Origin of the sequence: Vibrio marisflavi CECT 7928 (assembly GCF_921294215.1) — a bacterium.
In the GTDB taxonomy this organism is placed as follows: domain Bacteria; phylum Pseudomonadota; class Gammaproteobacteria; order Enterobacterales; family Vibrionaceae; genus Vibrio; species Vibrio marisflavi.
In genome coordinates this window covers 1,383,626-1,404,278 of the sequence record NZ_CAKLDM010000002.1, presented here as the reverse complement: position 1 = coordinate 1,404,278, position 20,653 = coordinate 1,383,626, and the positions used below count along the sequence as shown (strand labels likewise).

Sequence of the window (20,653 nt, the reverse complement as noted above, 5' to 3'; positions counted from 1 at the left end):
CGCGCTAAAATTGGGCGAGGTCTTTATGCGATTAGATAAATTTTTGTGTGATGCATTAGGTGCAACACGTAAAGAAGCAACCAAAATCATTAAAAGCGGCGATGTGTCGGTAAATGGTGCAGTAGTCAAAAGTGGTTCAACCAAGGTTTCCGATGATTGCTTGGTGGAATGGCAAGGCCGTGAAATAGCCAAGCAAGGCCCTCGATACATCATGTTGTACAAGCCGGAAGGGTTTGTGTGTTCTCACGAAGATGGTTTTAACCACACAGCCTTCGTTTTGCTAGATGAAGTTAAGATGGAAAACCTGCATTTTGCAGGCCGCTTAGATGTAGATACCACTGGTCTCGTATTGATTACTGATGATGGTAAATGGTCACATCGTATTACTTCGCCAAAGCATAAGTGCTCGAAAGTGTATCGCGTTTGGCTTGCTGATCCAGTACAGCCGGAATATGTAGAGCAGTTTTCCAAAGGCATCGAACTAAAAAATGAAAAAGAGCCCACACTACCTGCTGAGTTAGTGATTGTAGATGAGCAAGAAAACGAAGTATTGCTGACTATTCAGGAAGGTAAATATCACCAAGTGAAGAGAATGTTCGCCGCGCTTGGTAATAAAGTTGAGCACCTACACCGTGAACAAATAGGCACTCTCTCGCTTGATGAAAACCTACAGCCAGGTGAATATCGTTATCTTACTCAAGAAGAAGTGGATAGTTTCTAGCTAATTTATTCATCAATTGATTAAAAAGTGTTTGTTTTCCCCCCAGACAACGTTTAGCATGCTGCGCTTTAAAGTATTTGCTCATTTTGATTTTGTGTGGGGTTGCATTGCAATTATGTATAAGTTCGATTGCATAAACATGAGATTAAGGAAGACTATAAAGCTTATACTATGGATGGTTATCGTTGGTTTATCTGGTACGCAAGTAGCAACTGCTTCAGGTTTTTATGCCACAGGAAGCCTTGGTTTTGCGGTACAAAAGCCGCCAAGTGAGGGTTCTTCCAGCATTGGTTCAGCATCTGATGTCTCGGGGCGAATCGCAGCTGGTTATCTGCATACTATTAATGATAAATGGGCTGCAGGCGTAGAACTTGGCTACTCACATTTTGGTACTGGAACTTTTTATAAAGATCCAACAACTAAACTGCCTGCGAAATCAACGATAACGTTAAAATCCTATGCGACTGACATTAGCGTTGTTGCCAATTATAAACTTAACCCACAGTGGACGTTGATCGGAAAGGGTGGTGTTGCTGATATGCGTTCAGATGCAAATGCTGACTCTACTCTTTACAACCATCACGTAGAAACACAGTACTATGAGCATGATGTAAAGCCAGTGATAGGCTTTGGTGCTCGTTACCAACTAGATGAAAACGTGAGTGTAGAAAGCTCTTTGACGCATTACTTTGGTGATACTTCCCTCGATTCTACAAACCCTTCTAATGTAGTTCCTATCGTCAACCAACTGTTAGTTGGTATACATTACGCGTTCAACTAGATGCACTCGAATCCCGAGCAGTGCGAAGGCTGCTCGGTTCAATCTATTTAACCTCTTCTTAAAGGTATTGAGTTTATTTGGCTCCATACCAGTGGATCCATTGCGGATACATCAAATAAAGAAAACCCTGCTAGGTGATTGTCTTCAACTAGGTTAAGACCGAATTTAAATGTTTGTGCATCTTCGATAAAAATATAGCTGTAGGCATCATTGTCAGTGAACATTAGATACGGAACTTTCGAAACATTATCCCACTTAGGCTTGATATTGAACTGCTTCATCACCCCAACAACATCAGAGTAGTCAAGGTGTTGGTCAATAGGGCGGCCAACAGAGGCTTCTGGAGCTGGCTTCCAATACCCAGAATAGGTAGGAATACCCAATGAAAGCTTATCCGCTGGGATATATTTCAAAGCATAACGAACGACTTTTTTGTCCATGGATAGGAGGCGATCGGCCCCGGTGGTGTCAATGAGCTGTGCTGGTTGTAGGCCATAACTGAGACAAAGTCGCTCAACTTCCCTAACGCTTTGTAGTCATAGGCACCTGCTGAGTGTACATACACATCTTGGCTTAATGTGTCGGCTGGTATGTCAGTGGTTTTTGGGAAAACAGCAACGCTAATCGTTTTATGGGCGTCGTGCATCGCTCGGGCTAGCTTTTTATAGAAATCGGTGAAACGGTCTTTATCTCTATATTCAATTCCCTCAAAATCGACTTGAATACCATCGAGCTTGTAGCGTTCACTTACTTCTTTTAAGTGGTTTATTAGCTCGTCTTGAGCTTCGTGGTCGCTTAGTAAGTCATGTAGGGTTCTGGAATTAAACCCAGTATTCGTCAACATTGCATCAAGCCTGATGTGATTTTTGCGTGCAAACTTTAGCAACTTGGGATTGATTGAGCCCCAAAGAGCACCATTGCCATCTGCGATGAATGCTTGAGTGATAATTAAATCTATGTCCTTTTTGTGTTTCGTTAGTGTGGCGATGAGTTTGTGTTCTTTTCCGTAGTCTAAAGCTTGGTTAAACCTCAATACGTAATATACCCTTTGCATTGCGTAAGATTGGCTGCTGAAGAAGACAAGCAACAACGAAAACAGAACTGCCTTAATGTGCTTCATAAAAAATCCGAGTTATACCTTAGTTAATTAATACTTTCCTATTGGGAATCCTAGACAGGCTGGAAGTAACGATGGTGTGAGTAAGCTGGAAACCCTAGCCGAGTGAAAATCTGCTTAATGGTGCGTGAGTGGCGAGGGTTTTATGTCAGCTTTCTATCAGATACACAGTGATGAAATAGAAAACTAAGTTATACGTTTACATCTCAACCTTAAAACTATTTGGGAAATAGATTGTTTCCTAATAGGAACTAGTCCTTTTTATTGACTTGATGGATAATATCCTTGGTCAGCATACCTGAACTCATTTTATCAATTTACCTACAACTTTATCTCTAAGGCGAATTCAGGGCTTCTCCTGCCTTAGTGTCTCTGTTGTTTCTTACTGTTTGTTTGACCGCTGACACTTTACAGGGTCTGTGTGCCTTTGAAGGCAACGCATGAGTAACATATGCCAATGGCATATGAAATGGCATAAAACTTAATCTTTAAGTCGCCAGCTCTATAACAGATCTTATTTTCTGAGATACCTTTTATTTTGGAGTCTTATGCTAGCGAAATCTCAAGCTGCAGCGGTGCAGCCTAATCCCTTATCGTTTTTTATATTTATCGTATTGGGTGCGATAAGTGCTCTAACGCCACTCGCTATCGACATGTATGTACCAGCGATGCCTGCTATCGCAAAAGATCTTATGGCGGATACTGGTGCAGTCCAACTTAGCTTAACGGCTTACGGCGCTGGATTTGCGATTGGTCAGCTTTTTCATGGTCCAATTTCTGATAGCTATGGTCGTCGACCAGTCCTGATTATTGGCGTACTGTGTTTTGCTCTTACGGCCATGTTGACTGCGACTGTTCATAGTATCGATACCCTTAACTTCTTGCGAGTGATACAGGGCTTATCGGGAGCTGCCTCTGCGGTAGTCATACAAGCTGTTATTCGCGATATGTTTAATCGCGAAGACTTTGCCAAAGCAATGTCTTTTATAACTTTGGTCATGACTTTAGCTCCGCTAGTTGCGCCAATGTTAGGAGGTCACTTGGCGATGTGGTTTGGATGGCGCTCAATTTATTGGGTACTAGCTGTATATGCGGTAGTGGCTTTGATAATGGTTTACTACAAGATCCCTGAAACCCTGCAAGTACATCAGCGTCAGACGCTAAATATGAGAACGACGCTGAAAAACTATATCAAGCTAGTGAAGAATCCAACGTCTGTAGGTCTTATTCTATCTAGCGCATTTTCATTTGCTGGGATGTTTGCATTTTTTACAGCCGGTTCTTTTGTTTACATCGATATCTATGGCGTATCACCGAACCAATTTGCGTACCTTTATGGCTTAAATGTTGTCGCCTTGATTATCTTGACCACTTTAAATGGTCGCTTGGTAAAAATATTGGGCCTTCACGCAATGTTGAGGATAGGGCTAGTGCTTCAACTACTTGGCGGGATAGGGCTTTTAGTGGGTTGGGCACTCAATTGGGGGCTTTGGGGCACAGTACCATCCGTAATCTTATACATTGCTACAATATCAGTTATTGGTAGTAACTCGATGGCCTTGTTGCTTAGCGCTTACCCAACAATGGCTGGCACCGCAGCCTCTTTATCTGGTACTCTTCGCTTCGGAATGGGAGCAGTAGTCGGTGCCGTGGTTGCAGCCTTACCGGGGATGGCCGTTTGGCCTATGGTTTGGGTGATGTCAGGTTGTTCGATTCTCTCCATTGCTTTTTATTGGACATTCGGAAGAAAGGCGTAGTGGCTGAATACATATTTGAAATTAAAGAGTTGGTTAATACCGCACTAAGTGAGCTGTCAGAGCAACATAAAAGCGGCAAGCTGGTGGATGCGCCAGTGGCTAACAACCACTTTTTAGTTCGTTGGATTACTAAATCATTAAAGACACAAAGGTTCTCTCGTAGCGTCTTTGACGACCTATCTCGATGGCAAAAAATGGGTCGCTCTAAAGGTAACGATGCGGCGATCAATTTCACGTTTAGAAAAATCTCGCAGCTTTATGGTGAATTTTTTCCACAAAATGAAGTGAAAGACGTACTTGATAGCCAAGTAGAGAGCTTTCTTGATGCAATGGAAACGCTAGATTGGGAAGTCTCAACGTCTGAACCTTTAACTCTTGGTGGTAAAGTTCAGTTATTTACTGAGAGCCAAAACTCGCTTGCTCTTTGTTCTGAACAGTGTGACTCATGTTTTGATGCAGAAACGCTAGTGAAACCGATGAGCTGGTTCGTGCGAGGTAATCACCAAGAATTTATTGAGAAAGCCTATCAAGCAGGTTTTTTAGTTCACAAAGTAACAGATTATAAATCAGCGGTGAAATACCACGGTGAATATTTAGTATTCCCGGCAAACAAGGGTGATCGACTAGCAGAGATTCCGTTTAGTATTGAGTGCTAATGTTATTTCTGGTTAGTCTTCTGCCAACCATATTGACTTAAAATCGAACCATCCTAAACTGTTTAGTTTCACACCTTTGGCTTTTGTTGAGCAATTCAATTTTAGCCAATGGTGGAACAGAGGCCGAACCCAGCCTAAAGCTAAACTTTGAGAAATAACTTCCTCATCTGAAATTTGCCCTGATACCCACTTGATTTGTAGTTGGTCAAGTAGGTTCTTATCTGTTCCAGTTAGCGAGCAACGTACAACTGGGGTGTCAAATAACCATTTACAGCAACACCAAAGCCTCGGTTCAGGAATCATAACCGAACCCAACCATATATCAGCGTAAACCTCGCCAGCTGACCATTGAGCGTATTCTATTTCCTTTAACGTTAAACGTATGTTGTGCTGCGCCAGCAAATGCTGTATTGCTTCGGAGAACATTTGGTATTCAGGGTGGTCTGTACAGTAAGCCAATACAAATGAATCGTTTGTGGGTCCAGTTCTATCTGAGTTGACGGATGTATGCCAATAATCTGGCATAAAGCTTTTGGCAGGCATCCAATACGGTCTTTCGTGTAGAGGCAGTTGGCTTAGAAGGTAGCAATCTTGCAACGCTTCATTAAACCAATTTCGAATGGCAGGATTTTCAAACTCTGGTTGACGACTATCATAAATCAGAAAATAGGCTCCTTGCTCAATCAGCGTCTCTTTAAACGCACTCGTGTCATCGTTGATTGTTGAATTGTCAACCCAGCCAGAAAGGATCTTTTTTCCCGGCTGCGAAAAGTAGTCTGTGGAAATGGGTGTAGAGTGACTTTGTGTGTATGGAATCGTAACTATATCTACTTCATCAATGAGGGAGCGAAAGCCAAAGTACCTGTCAAACGCTTGCAATTGCAGATGATATTCATCGTTTGCTTTTACTCGAAATGCGCCAGTCCCTACAGGATAAGAAGAAAACTCGGAAATACCTGCACGTTTGTTTGGCAGTATCATTGCACTAATGTCTGAAAGTAATAGTGGTAGCTTTCTGTCACATTGATTTAATCGGATAGTGACGCTTAACGAATCACTGGCCTTAATTTCAACTAGATGGTCAAACACATTAGAGCTATCTTTGCATCTTTTAAGAGACCAGACGACATCGGCTGAATCTAGTATTTTGCCATTGTGGAAATAAACCCCTGGCCTTAAGTAGAACTTCCAAGTTAGGTCATCTATCTGCTTCCAATAAAATGCGATATCCCCAATGACTTCCTGTTTTTCCTCATTATAGGCTGTCAGTCCATTAAATACTTGCCTGACAAGATGCATTTCTGAACGCCTCAAAGCAGAGCATGGTTCAAGGTTGGGCATCGAACGATAATACGGTACGCGTAATACTCGTTTATCATTACGAACTTCATAACCAAAGCGACGAGAAATAAATTGCTCTAAGCTTTTCTCATCTTGGTGGATAAGTGAATATGCCTCTGCCTGCCGGCCTTGTTCAACTCTACTTTTTACACATAATTCGTTGAATTCAAAATCATTAAAGAAAAGTTTTAGAGTTGATTTTTTTCCTCTTCCATGTTGTGAACTCCATAATAGCCAGCCTCTATTTTGCATATCCTTGATGATATTTCTTGCGTGTCTTGTTGAACAGAAAAGAGCAGATGATATCTGGCTTAATGTCGTCTTTTGTTGGTGATTTCCAAACAAGTTGAGCAGCTTAATATATTGAGATTCTAATTGTGGGCGATGCATAAAATAGGAAGTAAAAAAGGAATTTTCATCAATTTTATAGCACAGTTTAATCGACAATACTGTTCACAAGATCATCGATTGGCATATGTAGAAAATAAGTTGGATATAACAATGAGTGAAAGAAAACTAAAAATTGGTGTATTGGGTTGTGGACCTATTGCTCAGGCTGCTCATTTTGAGAGTTGTACAAAAGCGAAAAATGCAGAGCTTTATGCCGTCTGTGATATAGCAGATGAGCTACGGGAGCGCATGGCAGCTACACATGCAGCCAAAAAGCAGTATAAAGTTTATGGTGAGATGCTAGCAGATCCAGAGCTTGATGCGGTAATTATAGCGACTTCAGACGCGTTTCACGTTACCGCTTCGATGGAAGCTTTGCACGCTGGAAAACATGTCCTATGTGAAAAGCCTTTAGGTGTATCTCTAGAAGAGGGGTACGCACTCAAGGAAGCCATGAAAAAAAGCGGCAAAATTGTTCAAGTTGCTCACATGAAACGTTTTGATATTGGCCTTCAAGAGTCTCGAAGGTTTATAAGGAATAAAATGGGTGCGTTGACGGCATTAAAGGCTTGGTACTGTGATTCGACACACAGATATACGGTGACAGACGCAGTGCAGCCACTGATCGTTACATCTTCGGATGCGAAAAAGCCGGTTAATGATCCTAAAGCAAACTTACAGTCTTATTACATGCTAGCTCATGGCTCCCACCTAATAGACACTGCAAGATTTTTGGCAGGAGATATTGTTTCCGTACGGGCACGATACAAAGATGACGCAGGATTGCGCTGTTGGTTTGTAGAAACTGAATTTGCAAATGGAACGCTAGGGCATTTGGATTTAACAGTGTCTGTCCGCATGGATTGGCATGAGGGCTTTCAAGTATATGGCGAAAACGGGAGTATTATTGGTAAGACGCAAAATCCATGGTATTTCAAAACGTCAGAAGTTGAAATATTTGATGAAGAAACAGCGGCAACGTACCGACCTTTAGGTGCTGATGGACATTTTTACCGTCGTCAGGTTGAGGCTTTTGCAGATTCTATTCTCAACGGTGCTCCAATGCTAGGTGCAACAATTGATGATGGTATTGAATCAATTAAAGGCATGCTTGCCATTGCAAAAAGTGTTGAGACGGGAGAAAAAGTGTATCTCTCTGATATTGTGGGGGAACTATAAGATGAAAATAGGTGTTTTTGCAAAGACCTTTTCAGGAAACGACCCTAGAACAGTGCTGACAAAAGCAGCAAAAGCTGGTTATCAGTCTGTTGCATACAACATGGTTTGTTCTGGTTTAGACTCTATGCCTAGTGAAATACCTAGGAACGTTGTTCAAGAAATAAAAGCTGCTGTAGTTGAAGTTGGGGTAGAAATTGCTTCTATTTCAGCTACGTACAATATGATCCACCGTTCAGCCCAAGTGCGAAAAAAGGGGTTGAACGGGCTAAAGACACTAGCAAAGCTAGCCGTTCAACTTGACTCAAGGCTTCTGACTCTTTGCACAGGAACTCGATGTCAAACAAATCAATGGCAGTGGCATAAAGACAATAATACTGACGAGGCTTGGAGCGATTTATTAGCTGAAATGCGAGAAGCGATATTAATTGCGGAAAAATACGATGTGTATCTTGGCATTGAACCAGAGTTGGCGAATGTGGTGAACTCTGCTCAAAAGGCGAAGCGGCTTATTGATGAGCTTCAGACAGATAGAATAAGAGTGATTTTAGACCCTGCAAATTTGTTTGATGTCGTTAGCATAGAAGAGCAACATCAAATATTAGATGATGCGCTGACTTTATTATCTCCACATATTGCTCAAGTGCATGCAAAGGACCGTAGTTTTGATGGAAGTTTTGCAACGGTAGGTAACGGTGTTTTGGATTATGGGCACTACTTGAATTTGTTGGAGTTACATAAATATAAAGGCGACATCGTAGCTCATGGATTTAGTGAATCTGAAGCAAGCGATGTGTACAAATTTCTTGATGCTAGAATAACTTGTCTGTGAGAAGCCGATATGTTTTTGCACACATTTAAACATAAAGGATTGACATTTTCCTACTACGACAATCATGGTGAAGGAACACCATTGGTTGTACAACATGGTTTAACCGCGGACTATACTCAGGCTAAAGCCATCTATCCAGACAACACTCGGCGCTGTATTACTTTAGAGTGCAGGGGGCATGGCCTGTCGGATGGGGGAGATGTAAGTGAATGGTCAATTGAAACCTTTGCCGATGACTTACGAGCCTTACTCAATTTTTTAAGAATCGAAAAAGTAGTCCTAAGTGGAATCTCGATGGGTGCAGCTATTTGTTTGGCCTTTGCCAGTAAGTACCCAAAAAACGTTGCAGATATAGTTCTTATTCGGCCTGCTTGGGCAAATAAACCTATTCCTGAAAATATTATGCCTTTTAAAGCGGTTGCAGATCTGATCGACTTATATGGGGGTGAAGATGGTTTTCAACGATATGTTACCTCAGATGCGTACGATATGCTAAAAGCCCGCTCTCCAGACAATGCGAATTCACTTATATCTTTGTTTAGTCGACAAACTCAAACTTTAACTTTAATGCTGAGGGTTATCACCAGTAGCAAACCAATAGTGAATGACACAATACTCAGAAAAAACAATATACTCCCCAAATGTATTCACGTAGAGCGAGACTACATACACCCTTATTCAATAGTTAATGATTTGATGAAGTTGATGCCTGGAATGGCAATCTACCGCGCGTCAACAAAAACGGAAAATCCCAATGGTTATATTGATGATTGCAAGTGCGTTATTTCGAAAGTGCTGGGTTCGATTGATGTAGCGGAGAGGCCATCAAAGCCGCTTTTTTGATTTGCTAACAATTGCCCTCACCATACCTTTGAATATAAACATGTGTGCGGGCATAAATGTAAACCAGTAGAGTAGGCCACGAAAGCCTTTAGGGTGCCACCAAGCGGTGACATTCAACTGGCGTTTGTGGCCCAAATCTTTAATTGTAAACTCCAACCGGCCTAAGCCCGGGCCTTTCATTCCAAAGAAGAGTGATAGAAATTTATTAGGCTCACAGCGAATGACTTTCCACGAATCGATATAGTCGCCCACCTTTAGGTTGTCTTTGGATGGAGTACGGCGAACTGGTATCTTCCCGCCAGCTAAAACATCAAGCCATTCTCTAGTGCGCCATAAAATGTCCGCAAAGAAGTAGCCACTTTCTCGGCTACCTATCGTTTTCACTGTTTGCCAAAGTGCTTCATGGGTTAAGTCTGTTTCAATAGTCGCACCAGTGTGTTTGGCATAGTAGCCAAACCCGGGTTGCCACCTTTTCAAAGCTTCAGGTTCAAACCCCCATACATCACTTCTAAGAAACTTGCCTTCACTGGCAATCGTCTCTTTAACCATTTCTTGGTAGGAAACAAGTTTTTGAGGAAAAAGTCGATGAATGACCTTTGTGTTAGCGATAAAGTCGTGGTCAATACCTGCCAACAAAGCCTTACCAATGCTAGCCGGGACTGACGTGACCCATTTTAGCCAATATGATGCAAGCCTAGGTGTCAGTAAGCGTGTTGAAATGAGCTTTGTTGATTTTCCTAAAACAGAGTTGATAACGTTGAACTGTTTTCTGTAGGACAAAACGTCAGGGCCACCAATTTCGTATAGATGATGCTTATTTGGCTTAACTTCGGCGAGTTTTAGCAAATAGTGATTCAAATTTTTCAGGGCAATAGGGTTGGCCTTGGAATCCACCCATTTGGGGGTGATTAAAATAGGCAGGTTGTAGCAGAAATCTCGCATAATCTCGAAGGCTGCGGAGCCCGGGCCGATAACGATACCAGCACGAATCTCAATAACAGGAATGTTAGCTTGACGAATAATATCGCCTGTTAGCTTTCTTGCATAAAGGTGTTGTGAGTGCCCTGATTTGGGCTGTAGAGAGCTGACATAGACGACATGTTTAACATTACTGTTTATCAGGGCGCTTTTGAAGTTCTCTGCCAACGATATTTCGTACTTTAAAAAGTCATGCCCTTGCGCCATACCGTGAACAAGGAAATAGACAATGTCGAAATTCGCGACAACTTGTTTTGTTTTGTCTACATCATTTAAATCTAGATAGGTTAATTCGATGTTCGGGTTGGTTGCGGAACGTGCCTTTAGGTAGTCAATATTTCTAGCTGCGCCAGTGACGTTGTAACCTTGGTTGGCTAATTCAGTGAGAAGTTGAGAACCGATATATCCTGAAGCGCCTAAAACCAGCACATTCTTCATTGCGCACCCTTTATTGTTATGTTTCAAGTCGTGAAGATGTTTCGCCAAAATATCAAAGACTTCCTATTATCGAAGTATATTACAATTCTCGAAAAATAGTGATGGTTTGCTTAATTATCATGGAGTTGAAACACTAACAAACTAAATGGGATGAGTGCCTCTAAAATTGATTGAAGAAACCGTTTGCATAAGATGTGATCTAGCGTGCAAAATACTTCCTCAAGAGAGGGATTTAGTGTAGATTCACTATCCGGTAAACGGTGACGGCGAGAATATAAATGTTACAACTTAAGGACCTTTGTAAAGGTTATATAGATGGTGGAGAGTTTCATCCCATCTTACAAGGTGCAGAGTTGTCGTTATCGCAAGGTGAGCAAGTCGCTTTGATGGGCGAGAGTGGTTCAGGTAAAAGTACGCTACTCAACCTTATAGCAGGGTTAGATACTGCTGACACAGGAGAGATTCTTTTTCCCGGTTTCAGCATGCATACGGCGAAAGAAAATAAGAGGACATCTTACCGCAGAGGTAATATAGGCCTTATTTTCCAGCAATATAACCTTCTTCCCACCTTAAATATTGAAGACAATATTCGTTTTTGTCGTCAGCTAAAAGGTTTACCTGAAAATAAAGAATTGTGGCGCCAAATCTTATCAGTATTGGATCTAATGCCTTTATTAAAACGTTTTCCTGAAGATGTTTCCGGCGGCCAACAACAACGTGCGGCCATCGCTAGGGCGCTCTATATGGAGCCGAAAATACTATTGGCCGATGAACCAACGGGTAGTTTAGACGAGCGAAATGCTGAAGCGGTAATGCGGCTTCTAACCAGTTTGACTCGTCAGTTAAAATGTACGCTTCTTCTTGTGACACACAGTGAAAAAGTCGCAATGCATATGCAAGGGCGTATACGCCTGCAAGGGGGCGTGCTTCATGTTATGGCCCATAGTTAAAGCGTTATTGGGTCACTATCGCCGTTATCCATTTCAGTTATTGCTTGTTTGGTTGGGGCTGACTTTAGGTGTCTCGCTGCTTGTTGGTGTGACGTCAATAAGTAAGCATGTAAGGCAGAATAGCGTGACGGGGGAGCAGATTCTGGCTGATCCTCTGCCATTAAAAGTTCGCGCAAAAAAACCAACAGACCTTATCCCGTACGATTTCTATACCCAGCTTCAAAAAGAAGGGTTTACCCAATGTGTACCTTTCAAACAAGTTCCTGTTAATACTAATATTGCTAGTCGTAAGACCGTTACTTTTGTTGGTGTTGATCCACGAATTACCATTCCCGTACGTGAGGTAACGGTTGCCGAGCATTTGTACAAACACACAAAGAAAGGTGAAGTTACCCCAATCGTAGTGAGCTCATCTCTTGCCAAGACGATTGGTTTGGACAACGGTAGTTATCTTTCTGTCCTTGATGGAAAAAAGGTTGGACCCGTTGTTATTGATAATTGGGGAGTTCTTGATAAGAATGAAGTGATCAGTAACCCGTCGGTGTTTAAAAGCGTTGATAACAATGGTGGAGTATCGCAGATAGCGTGTGGTGAAATGGAGCCTGATAAGGTTTTCGTTCTGAAAAACATGCTCCCGACTGGTTTAGTGTTATCGAAAAACTCGCGTAGTGAGTTGGAGTCGATAACCAAAGCTTTCCACATGAACCTGACTGCGGTTGGTATGCTTTCATTCCTCGTTGGCTTGTTCATTTTTTATCAAGCAATGTCGCTATCGATGGCTCAGCGGCAACGTTTAGTGGGCATACTTCGTCAAACAGGTGTCTCAGGGTGGCAGCTAACCCAAGCGCTTTTAATCGAGTTGTTTGCTTTGATCCTCGTAAGTTGGGTGTGTGGTAATTTGTTGGGTATGTGCTTGTCTTACTACATGATCCCGACGGTTTCGCAAAGTATTGGCTTTGTTTATCACGGGGCAGACACGTTTGCGAATGGGTGGAGCTGGCAGTCGAGTTGCACAAGCTTATATATGACGATTGCTGGTGCACTGCTGGCTTGTATTTGGCCAGCAATTCGTTTGCTAAGAGCACAACCTATTCGTTTAGCTAAGCGTTTGTCTCTAGTGCGGTTTGCTAGTATTGAGTTTGCGATTCAAACGTTGCTAGCCATTATGTTTGCACTTATCGCCATTATTCTGTACATCGCTCCTAAGACTGAACATACAGGCTTTGCAATTATTGTATTGACTCTGCTTAGCGTGGCCATGTTTACGCCTTTTGTTATTTGGAAGCTCTTTACTTTCCTTGCTAACACTTTACGTACTGTTAAAGTGCGATGGTTTTTCTCTGATGCTGCTGCGAGTATGAGCTACCGAGGCGTTGCGACAATGGCATTTATGTTAGCGGTAGCTGCCAATGTTGGTGTTGAAACAACTGTTGGAAGCTTTAGGCATACGACAGACAGTTGGCTATCTCAACGCTTAGCGGCCGATCTGTATGTTTACCCTGATGCCGCGAGAGTCGATTCAATTACTACATGGTTGGAGAAACAACCAGAAATATCTCAAGTTTGGCAAAGGTGGGAGAAGGAAATTTTGACCCCATCAGGTCCATTGCAAGTTGTTAGTACGGGGTTCTCAGCTGGTGAGTTAGGTTCTATTCCGATAAAACAGACATTGCCTAATTTTTGGCACCTCCTGAAAACAACTAAGTCCATCTTGATCAGTGAATCGATGGCTAACAAGCTTGATATAGAGCCTGGTGAAAAAGTAGATTTGCGAGGTAGTTTAGGGAATGGGTGGAATGTTGTCGGTGTTTACTATGATTATGGCAACCCATACAACCAAGTTATTATTTCAAAGGACAATTGGCTAAAAGCGTTCTCCGGTACTGGCAGTGTTTCGCTAGGTCTCAAATTACCGAAATGGGTAAACCCAACCATCATAGAGAAAAACATCGAGGTGAAATATCACTTTAGTGATGGCCGTGTTTTCGATAATAAGAGTATCCACAAGAAAGCGATGAGTTTATTCGATAGAACTTTTGAAGTGGCGGACACATTGGGTCATATTACCCTTGTTATTGCGATTGTAGGAATATTCTTTGCCACGTTAGCCGGTGAAGTTTCTAGGCAGCGACATATCTCTTTGTTGAGGTGTTTTGGAGTCTCTGGGCGGGAGATTATATTGATTGGCGGGTTACAACTGCTTTGTTTCGGTATTTTGTCGATTATTATTGCGATGCCACTTGGCTTGTTGCTATCACATTTCATCGTCAACATAGTCATAGAACAGTCTTTTGGGTGGACAATGAAGTTGCAGTTTTTGCCATCTCAATACTTGATAACCGTTGCTACAGTCATGCTAGCGTTGATGGCAGCAGGTGCGATCCCAGTACTTAGGATGATTCGCAACACGCCAATGAAGCTGCTAAAAGACGCGATTTAGGTTCAAATAAAACCAACGACTGTTATCACTTAGCCTCAGCTTTTGCTGGGGCTTTTTCTTTCATAACAAGCCTATTTGATACATTTAAAAGTGACATATTTCGGCTTTTTGAGTGATTCAACTATATTTTCTATATGTAGCACAAGAAATTATTCAAATTCAATTGGATAATGTAGCTGAGTATATGCTATTAATTTAGCATTAGAGCGTGTTTAGGTTTAATGCATAACTTCGGAAAAACCTACAATTATTATCATTAGAAGCGATTTTTCCTTGGTATTGGATGGTATTACACTCAAATGTATTCATTATTTGGTTGGTTTAGAAAATTAAGACAAGGGCGAAATATGAGCGAAATGATTCGTGACTTCTTTAAAATGGAATCTGCTGGGGGCATTCTACTTGTCATTGCCGCAGCAATTGCAATGACTGTTGCTAACTCTCCTCTTAACGATGCATACCAAGGTTTCTTACATACCTATGTCTTCGGTATGTCACTTTCTCACTGGATTAACGATGGCTTGATGGCTGTATTCTTCTTGTTGATAGGCTTAGAAGTAAAACGAGAGCTATTGGAAGGTGCGTTGAAGTCTAAAGAGACGGCTATCTTCCCAGCTATCGCAGCCGCAGGTGGTATGGTTGCACCAGCACTAATTTATGTATTGTTTAACCTTGGCAATCCAGCCGCGATGCAAGGATGGGCTATCCCAGCAGCAACAGATATTGCTTTTGCGTTGGGTATTATGGCTCTGTTAGGTAGCCGAGTTCCTGTTAGCTTAAAAGTATTTTTGCTGGCTTTGGCGATTATTGATGACTTGGGCGTTGTCGTGATAATTGCGCTGTTCTACACCAGTGACTTATCAACCTTAGCATTGGTGGTCGGTTTTGCAATGACGGGAGTTTTATTTTTCCTCAACCACAAAAATGTCACTAAGTTAACGCCTTACATGATAGTTGGCCTAATCCTATGGGCCGCAGTGTTGAAGTCGGGTGTCCATGCCACATTAGCTGGTGTAGTGATAGGCTTTGCTATTCCGCTCAAAGGTGAAAAAGGCGATTACTCTCCACTTAAACATATGGAGCATTCACTACACAGGTATGTTGCCTTCGGTATTTTGCCACTGTTCGCTTTCGCCAATGCAGGTATTTCTTTACAGGGTGTAGATATGGCAGGGCTGACTTCAATGTTGCCATTGGGTGTTGCTCTAGGTCTGTTAGTTGGTAAGCCTCTAGGCGTATTTAGCTTCAGCTACGCTGCCGTTAAATTAGGATTTGCTAAACTTCCAGAGGGAATTAACTTTAAGCAAATATTTGCGGTGTCAGTGCTTTGTGGAATTGGCTTTACGATGTCGATATTCATATCCTCTCTAGCCTTCGGCTCAGCAAATGCAGACTTCGATACCTACGCAAGATTGGGCATATTAATGGGCTCGACTACCGCAGCTATTCTTGGTTACGTACTGCTAAGTACTTCACTACCTAAGAAACTGAAGTCTAGGCAACCACAAGAAAACTGATGCATATTATAGCTACAGTAGGGTAAGCAATTTGCTTACCCTTTTGCGTTTCTAGCACGCTAAAAAAGTTAAAATGATGGTTAAAAAGTATTGCCATATAGATCAATTTTATGATAATTTCTCGCGCAATCTCGGAGGCTGCAAATAACAAGCTTTTCTGGGGGATACGCGTAGTGACCATTCATGCTGATTGTGACGCTGCGTAGGGTAGGTATCGTCAAACCCCTTAGGCGATAGACGGGATACTATACGTCGCACGAAGCGGCACGTAAATGGGAAACCCAACAGTGAAACATTTTAACTTACACACAATAATCAGCGTCCTACTTCCTCGATGCCCCATGCATCAAACCAGTAGTATTACTGAACCTTGAAACTAAAACTTCTTTAAATCGCCCTTTGAAGGTGATCTATTCCAGATGCTTTTTGTGTCTCGGAAGTTTTTGCGTTTTCCGCACTTAGTTACCGTCAACTAACGTGTGTAAGTAAATTAATCATTTGATTTATCAAGGTATTCAAAATGAGCACAGTTTTTGAAGTTGAACAAAACACTATCTCAACCAATTTCTCTACTGATGTGCCAGTCGTAGAAGGTCTCTACGACTTAACGCCAGACCAAACACTTTTAGATCAAGCAGAGCATGAGTCTGAAGTTCGCTCTTATCCGCGTCGCTTGCCAATTGCAATAAAGCGTGCCTATGGCGCTTTAGTGGAAGATACACGCGGGCAAATATTTTTAGATTGTCTGGCGGGGGCGGGGACACTAGCTCTTGGCTATAATCACCCTGAAATCAATCAAGCCCTAAAGGACCAACTAGATTCTGGTCTGCCATACCAAACGCTTGATATAACCACCAAGGCGAAAGACAAGTTCATTAAAACGGTTAAAGCTTTTTTGCCAGAAGACTTTGCAAACAATTCTGCTATTCAGTTTTGTGGGCCATCAGGTGCAGACGCAGTTGAGGCTGCTATCAAGCTTGCAAAGCAGACTAAAGGCCGCAATACCATGTTCGCTTTCCGTGGTGCTTATCATGGAATGACTAACGGTACCATGGGGATGATGGGTAACCTCGGTACAAAAGAGCGTCGCACTGGTTTAATGTCTGATGTGCACTTCATGCCGTTCCCGTATAGCTTACGCTGTCCGTTTGGTATCGGTGGTGATGCCGGAGCTAAAGCAAATATTCGTTATATTGAGCGCCTTCTTGCTGATGATGAAGCGGGTGTGATGAAACCTGCCGCGATGATTGTTGAGCCTGTTCAAGGCGAAGGTGGCGTTATTCCTGCCCCTGCTTTTTGGCTAAAAGAGCTACGTCGTATCTGTGATGAACACGATATCCTACTTATCTTCGATGAGATCCAATGTGGCGTGGGTAAAACAGGTTACCGTTTTGCATTTGAAGAAGCTGGAGTATCACCAGATATTTTATGCCTTTCTAAAGCCATCGGCGGTGGCATGCCAATGTCATTGTTGGTGTTTAAAAAAGACATCGATACTTGGAAAGCTGGTGAGCACACTGGAACTTTCCGTGGCAACCAACTTGCTATGGTTTCTGGTGCTAAAGCATTGGAGATTATTCAAAGGGACAACCTTGTCGATCAAGCTAAAATTGCAGGTCAGTATTTGCGACTTGGCTTACAGCGCATTCAAGAGCGTGTAAATTGCATTGCTGATGTGCGTGGAAAGGGTTTGATGCTCGGCGTTGAGGTTTGTGATCCTTCAGGCCAGCGAAACAAATTTGGCGAACCACAGTCTGATGGCGAGCTTACGCTGGCGATCCAACGAGCTGCTCTAGAGCGTGGATTGATGGTGGAGAAGGGTGGCCGTGACGGTTCTGTCATTCGGTTCTTACCACCGCTTATTATCTCGTTTGAACAAATCGACTTCGCTCTAAAAGTGCTTGAAGGTGCGATAATAGCTGTTGGCGGTGGCATTAAAGCTTCAGAAGAGAAAAATGAAAAGTGGCAGCAACACTTTATTCATACTGGCGAAGCTGGCAGCAACGAGTTTTCTTTGATTATGAATCAAACTACCGCTGCAATGAAAGAAGTGTTTGAAAATACAAACTCTCCATATTCGGGGTTAGATCCAAAGCAACTCGAACAAGCGATTAACTTAGTTAATCTGGATAACCGAGATGCACCGTTGAAAGACATTATCGGTGAAACTGCTGATTTGGTGGCGAAGAACTCTATTATTGTTCAGCACCCTGACTGTATCGCACATTTGCACACACCTCCACTGATGCCAGCAGTGGCAGCGGAAGCAATGATTGCAGCATTGAACCAGTCGATGGATTCATGGGATCAGGCGTCTGCGGCGACGTATGTTGAGCAAAAAGTAATTGATTGGCTTTGTGGCAAGTATCAACTTGGCAGCAATGCGGATGGCATTTTTACCAGTGGTGGTACGCAAAGTAACCAAATGGGTTTAATGCTGGCAAGAGATTGGATAGCTGACAAGCTGAGTAGCCACTCAGTGCAGAAGCTTGGTCTTCCAGAATACGCTGACAAATTGCGCATTGTATGTTCTGCAAATTCTCACTTCACAGTGCAAAAATCAGCCTCGTGGATGGGGCTAGGTGAAAAAGCAATCATAAGCGTAGACTGTCACTCTGACGGCACTATGGATGTAACTAAGCTTGATGGTGTAATAAGTGATGCTAAGGCTCAAGGACTGATTCCGTTTGCAATTGTTGGGACGGCAGGTACGACCGATCACGGCGCAATTGATGACCTTGATAGCATTGCAGATATTGCTGAGCGCAATGATTTGTGGATGCATGTCGATGGGGCATACGGTGGCGCGCTAATTTTGAGTAGCCATAAAGGTCGATTAAAAGGCATCGAGCGTGCAAGTTCAGTCAGCGTTGATTTCCACAAATTGTTCTATCAAACAATAAGTTGTGGTTCTTTGCTTGTTAAAGACAAATCAAACTTTAAGTTCTTGCTGCATCATGCTGATTACCTAAACAGAGAGCATGACAAGCTGCCAAACCTAGTTGATAAGTCAATTGCAACCACAAAACGTTTTGACGCATTGAAAGTCTTCATGACCATGCAGAATGTTGGTCCAAAAGCATTGGGTGAAATGTATGACCACCTCATTGATCAAACGCTAGAAGTCGCTCGACTTGTTGAAGAAAAACATGGCTTTGAGTTATTAGCTAAACCTTCACTTTCAACAGTTTTATTTAGAGTGGTTGGGAATGGAGATGTTTGTAAGCTAAACCAAAAAGTACGTATTGAAGCGCTTACTCGTGGCTTAGCTGTGCTTGGTGAGACGGTCGTAGACGGAAAATCTGCGCTGAAATTGACGATATTAAATCCTTGTTTGAAAACTTCAGACTTTGAATCTCTATTATCAAAAATTAATACGCTAGCTTCTGAACTAGCTCAGTAAAGGAATTAGAACAATGGCAATTTTACAAATCGGTGCTGGTGGTGTTGGCTGGGTAGTTGCTCACAAGGCAGCTCAAAACAACGATGTATTAGGCGATATTACTTTAGCTTCTCGCACAATTAGTAAGTGTGAAAAGATCATCGAATCAATTAAAGGTCGCAATAATTTAAAAGACCCTTCGAAGAAATTAGAAGCCCGCGCTGTTAATGCAGATGATGTGGATGCGTTGGTTGCTCTTATCAACGAAGTTAAACCAGACCTTGTCATCAATGCTGGTCCTCCGTGGGTGAATATCAGCATTATGGAAGCGTGCTACCAAGCTAAAGTGTCTTATTTAGATACCTCTGTGGCAGTTGATCTATGTTCTGAAGGACAACAAGTACCGCAAGCTTATGATTGGCAGTGGGGCTATCGTGAAAAGTTTGCAGAAGCTGGTATCACAGGTATTTTAGGTGCTGGATTCGATCCGGGTGTTGTGAGTGTATTCGCAGCTTATGCTGTCAAACATCTTTTCGATGAGATTGACACCATTGATGTGATGGATGTGAACGCTGGTGACCATGGTAAGAAGTTCGCAACTAACTTTGATCCAGAAACTAATATGCTGGAAATCCAAGGCGATTCTTTCTATTGGGAAAACAACGAGTGGAAACAAGTTCCTTGTCATTCTCGTATGCTTGAGTTTGATTTCCCATTGGTTGGAAAGCACAAAGTATACTCTATGGCTCATGATGAAGTACGTTCAATGCAAGAATTTATTCCAGCTAAACGCATTGAATTCTGGATGGGTTTTGGTGATGCATACCTTAACTACTTCAACTGTATGAGAGATATTGGCCTTCTGAGCCCAGACCCACTGACGCTTCACGATGGTACTGTGGTTCAGCCTCTACATGTTCTTAAAGCTCTATTGCCTGACCCGACTTCTTTAGCTCCAGGTTATACTGGTAAAACTTGTATCGGTACTTGGGTACAAGGCAAGAAAGATGGTAAAGAGCGCAGTGTATTTATTTACAACAATGCTGACCATGAAGTGGCTTATGAAGATGTTGAACACCAAGCGATCTCTTATACAACGGGTGTGCCTGCAATCACTGCAGCACTTCAATACTTCAGAGGCAAGTGGGCGGAAGCTGGTGTGTTTAATATGGAACAGCTTGATCCAGACCCGTTCTTAGAAACAATGCCAGAGATCGGTCTTGATTGGCATGTACAAGAACTTGAAGTCGGTCAGCCTGACATCAAAATCTTAAAATAACGGAATGTTAATAAGGCCGATGCATAGAGTATCGGCTTTGTTTTTTGACGAGTAA

The 20,653-nt window shown here is 42.4% G+C and carries 16 protein-coding genes; 12 read left to right on the top strand and 4 right to left on the bottom strand.

The genetic code is table 11. The annotated features are described in order from the left end of the window. Window positions 1–25: 25 nt before the first annotated feature. Window positions 26–721: a 16S rRNA pseudouridine(516) synthase RsuA gene (rsuA, locus tag L7A31_RS13185; RefSeq protein ID WP_237362248.1), complete on the top strand. Its 696-nt coding sequence runs from the start codon at window positions 26–28 to the stop codon at window positions 719–721. Between the two features lie 139 nt (window positions 722–860). Then, complete coding sequence (locus L7A31_RS13180) at window positions 861–1,502, top strand: outer membrane protein (protein WP_237362247.1); 642 nt, start codon at window positions 861–863, stop codon at window positions 1,500–1,502. Between the two features lie 47 nt (window positions 1,503–1,549). Here L7A31_RS13180 and L7A31_RS22125 read toward each other — a convergent pair whose 3' ends face one another. Both L7A31_RS22125 and L7A31_RS22120 read right to left on the bottom strand, forming a co-directional pair. After that, entirely contained in the window at window positions 1,550–1,942 is a 393-nt protein-coding gene (locus L7A31_RS22125) for a glycosyl hydrolase family 18 protein (RefSeq protein WP_253073291.1), read from the bottom strand. Further along, the gene (locus L7A31_RS22120; RefSeq protein ID WP_253073290.1) at window positions 1,912–2,622 is read right to left on the bottom strand and encodes a glycosyl hydrolase family 18 protein; all 711 of its coding nucleotides are present in this window, start codon (window positions 2,620–2,622) and stop codon (window positions 1,912–1,914) included. The genes L7A31_RS22125 and L7A31_RS22120 overlap by 31 nt, the downstream gene beginning before the upstream one ends. Window positions 2,623–3,167: 545 nt before the next feature. Here L7A31_RS22120 and L7A31_RS13170 point away from each other — a divergent pair. Together L7A31_RS13170 and L7A31_RS13165 are read left to right on the top strand one after the other, a co-directional pair. Continuing rightward, the gene (locus L7A31_RS13170) at window positions 3,168–4,376 is read left to right on the top strand and encodes a Bcr/CflA family multidrug efflux MFS transporter (RefSeq protein WP_237362246.1); all 1,209 of its coding nucleotides are present in this window, start codon (window positions 3,168–3,170) and stop codon (window positions 4,374–4,376) included. After that, window positions 4,376–5,032 (top strand): DUF2913 family protein, encoded by a 657-nt coding sequence (locus tag L7A31_RS13165; RefSeq protein ID WP_237362245.1) that lies wholly within the window; start codon window positions 4,376–4,378, stop codon window positions 5,030–5,032. Before L7A31_RS13170 ends, L7A31_RS13165 begins: the two co-directional genes overlap by 1 nt. 12 nt (window positions 5,033–5,044) lie before the next feature. Here the strand turns inward: L7A31_RS13165 and L7A31_RS13160 are convergent, their stop codons facing one another. Next, window positions 5,045–6,763: an SgrR family transcriptional regulator gene (locus L7A31_RS13160; RefSeq protein ID WP_237363567.1), complete on the bottom strand. Its 1,719-nt coding sequence runs from the start codon at window positions 6,761–6,763 to the stop codon at window positions 5,045–5,047. 111 nt (window positions 6,764–6,874) lie between these two features. On the opposite strand from L7A31_RS13160, the gene L7A31_RS13155 reads away from it, so the two are divergent. The 3 genes from L7A31_RS13155 to L7A31_RS13145 are packed head-to-tail and all read left to right on the top strand — an operon-like array spanning window position 6,875 to window position 9,614. Further along, window positions 6,875–7,942, top strand: a complete 1,068-nt coding sequence (locus L7A31_RS13155; RefSeq protein ID WP_237362244.1) for a Gfo/Idh/MocA family protein — start codon at window positions 6,875–6,877, stop codon at window positions 7,940–7,942. A gap of 1 nt (window position 7,943) precedes the next feature. Beyond that, window positions 7,944–8,771: a sugar phosphate isomerase/epimerase family protein gene (locus tag L7A31_RS13150; protein WP_237362243.1), complete on the top strand. Its 828-nt coding sequence runs from the start codon at window positions 7,944–7,946 to the stop codon at window positions 8,769–8,771. A gap of 9 nt (window positions 8,772–8,780) precedes the next feature. Beyond that, window positions 8,781–9,614: an alpha/beta fold hydrolase gene (locus L7A31_RS13145; RefSeq protein WP_237362242.1), complete on the top strand. Its 834-nt coding sequence runs from the start codon at window positions 8,781–8,783 to the stop codon at window positions 9,612–9,614. Here L7A31_RS13145 and L7A31_RS13140 read toward each other — a convergent pair. After that, window positions 9,597–11,030, bottom strand: a complete 1,434-nt coding sequence (locus tag L7A31_RS13140; protein WP_237362241.1) for a DUF2867 domain-containing protein — start codon at window positions 11,028–11,030, stop codon at window positions 9,597–9,599. The two genes, L7A31_RS13145 and L7A31_RS13140, sit on opposite strands and share 18 nt — an antisense overlap. Before the next feature lie 278 nt (window positions 11,031–11,308). Here L7A31_RS13140 and L7A31_RS13135 point away from each other — a divergent pair, with 278 nt between their 5' ends. From L7A31_RS13135 to L7A31_RS13115, 5 genes are all read left to right on the top strand, one after another. Then, window positions 11,309–11,980 (top strand): ABC transporter ATP-binding protein, encoded by a 672-nt coding sequence (locus L7A31_RS13135; RefSeq protein WP_237362240.1) that lies wholly within the window; start codon window positions 11,309–11,311, stop codon window positions 11,978–11,980. After that, window positions 11,961–14,420, top strand: a complete 2,460-nt coding sequence (locus L7A31_RS13130; RefSeq protein ID WP_237362239.1) for an ABC transporter permease — start codon at window positions 11,961–11,963, stop codon at window positions 14,418–14,420. Before L7A31_RS13135 ends, L7A31_RS13130 begins: the two co-directional genes overlap by 20 nt. 347 nt (window positions 14,421–14,767) lie before the next feature. After that, a complete protein-coding gene (nhaA, locus tag L7A31_RS13125; RefSeq protein ID WP_237362238.1) occupies window positions 14,768–15,937 on the top strand; it encodes a Na+/H+ antiporter NhaA in 1,170 nt (389 codons plus the stop codon). Window positions 15,938–16,457: 520 nt separating this feature from the next. Further along, on the top strand, window positions 16,458–19,340 hold the full coding sequence (locus L7A31_RS13120) for a pyridoxal phosphate-dependent class III aminotransferase (protein ID WP_237362237.1): 2,883 nt from the start codon (window positions 16,458–16,460) through the stop codon (window positions 19,338–19,340). A 13-nt stretch (window positions 19,341–19,353) separates the two neighbouring features. Continuing rightward, window positions 19,354–20,598, top strand: a complete 1,245-nt coding sequence (locus tag L7A31_RS13115) for a carboxynorspermidine synthase (RefSeq protein WP_237362236.1) — start codon at window positions 19,354–19,356, stop codon at window positions 20,596–20,598. Window positions 20,599–20,653 lie beyond the last annotated feature (55 nt).

What these genes read in the sequence shown, in the direction of transcription:
- rsuA (WP_237362248.1), top strand. Translation starts at nt 26, where the DNA reads ATGCGATTAGATAAATTTTTGTGTGATGCATTAGGTGCAACACGTAAA.
- L7A31_RS13180 (WP_237362247.1), top strand. Translation starts at nt 861, where the DNA reads ATGAGATTAAGGAAGACTATAAAGCTTATACTATGGATGGTTATCGTT.
- L7A31_RS22125 (WP_253073291.1), bottom strand. Translation starts at nt 1,942, where the DNA reads ATGGACAAAAAAGTCGTTCGTTATGCTTTGAAATATATCCCAGCGGAT.
- L7A31_RS22120 (WP_253073290.1), bottom strand. Translation starts at nt 2,622, where the DNA reads ATGAAGCACATTAAGGCAGTTCTGTTTTCGTTGTTGCTTGTCTTCTTC.
- L7A31_RS13170 (WP_237362246.1), top strand. Translation starts at nt 3,168, where the DNA reads ATGCTAGCGAAATCTCAAGCTGCAGCGGTGCAGCCTAATCCCTTATCG.
- L7A31_RS13160 (WP_237363567.1), bottom strand. Translation starts at nt 6,763, where the DNA reads ATGCATCGCCCACAATTAGAATCTCAATATATTAAGCTGCTCAACTTG.
- L7A31_RS13155 (WP_237362244.1), top strand. Translation starts at nt 6,875, where the DNA reads ATGAGTGAAAGAAAACTAAAAATTGGTGTATTGGGTTGTGGACCTATT.
- L7A31_RS13150 (WP_237362243.1), top strand. Translation starts at nt 7,944, where the DNA reads ATGAAAATAGGTGTTTTTGCAAAGACCTTTTCAGGAAACGACCCTAGA.
- L7A31_RS13145 (WP_237362242.1), top strand. Translation starts at nt 8,781, where the DNA reads ATGTTTTTGCACACATTTAAACATAAAGGATTGACATTTTCCTACTAC.
- L7A31_RS13140 (WP_237362241.1), bottom strand. Translation starts at nt 11,030, where the DNA reads ATGAAGAATGTGCTGGTTTTAGGCGCTTCAGGATATATCGGTTCTCAA.
- L7A31_RS13135 (WP_237362240.1), top strand. Translation starts at nt 11,309, where the DNA reads ATGTTACAACTTAAGGACCTTTGTAAAGGTTATATAGATGGTGGAGAG.
- L7A31_RS13130 (WP_237362239.1), top strand. Translation starts at nt 11,961, where the DNA reads ATGTTATGGCCCATAGTTAAAGCGTTATTGGGTCACTATCGCCGTTAT.
- nhaA (WP_237362238.1), top strand. Translation starts at nt 14,768, where the DNA reads ATGAGCGAAATGATTCGTGACTTCTTTAAAATGGAATCTGCTGGGGGC.
- L7A31_RS13120 (WP_237362237.1), top strand. Translation starts at nt 16,458, where the DNA reads ATGAGCACAGTTTTTGAAGTTGAACAAAACACTATCTCAACCAATTTC.
- L7A31_RS13115 (WP_237362236.1), top strand. Translation starts at nt 19,354, where the DNA reads ATGGCAATTTTACAAATCGGTGCTGGTGGTGTTGGCTGGGTAGTTGCT.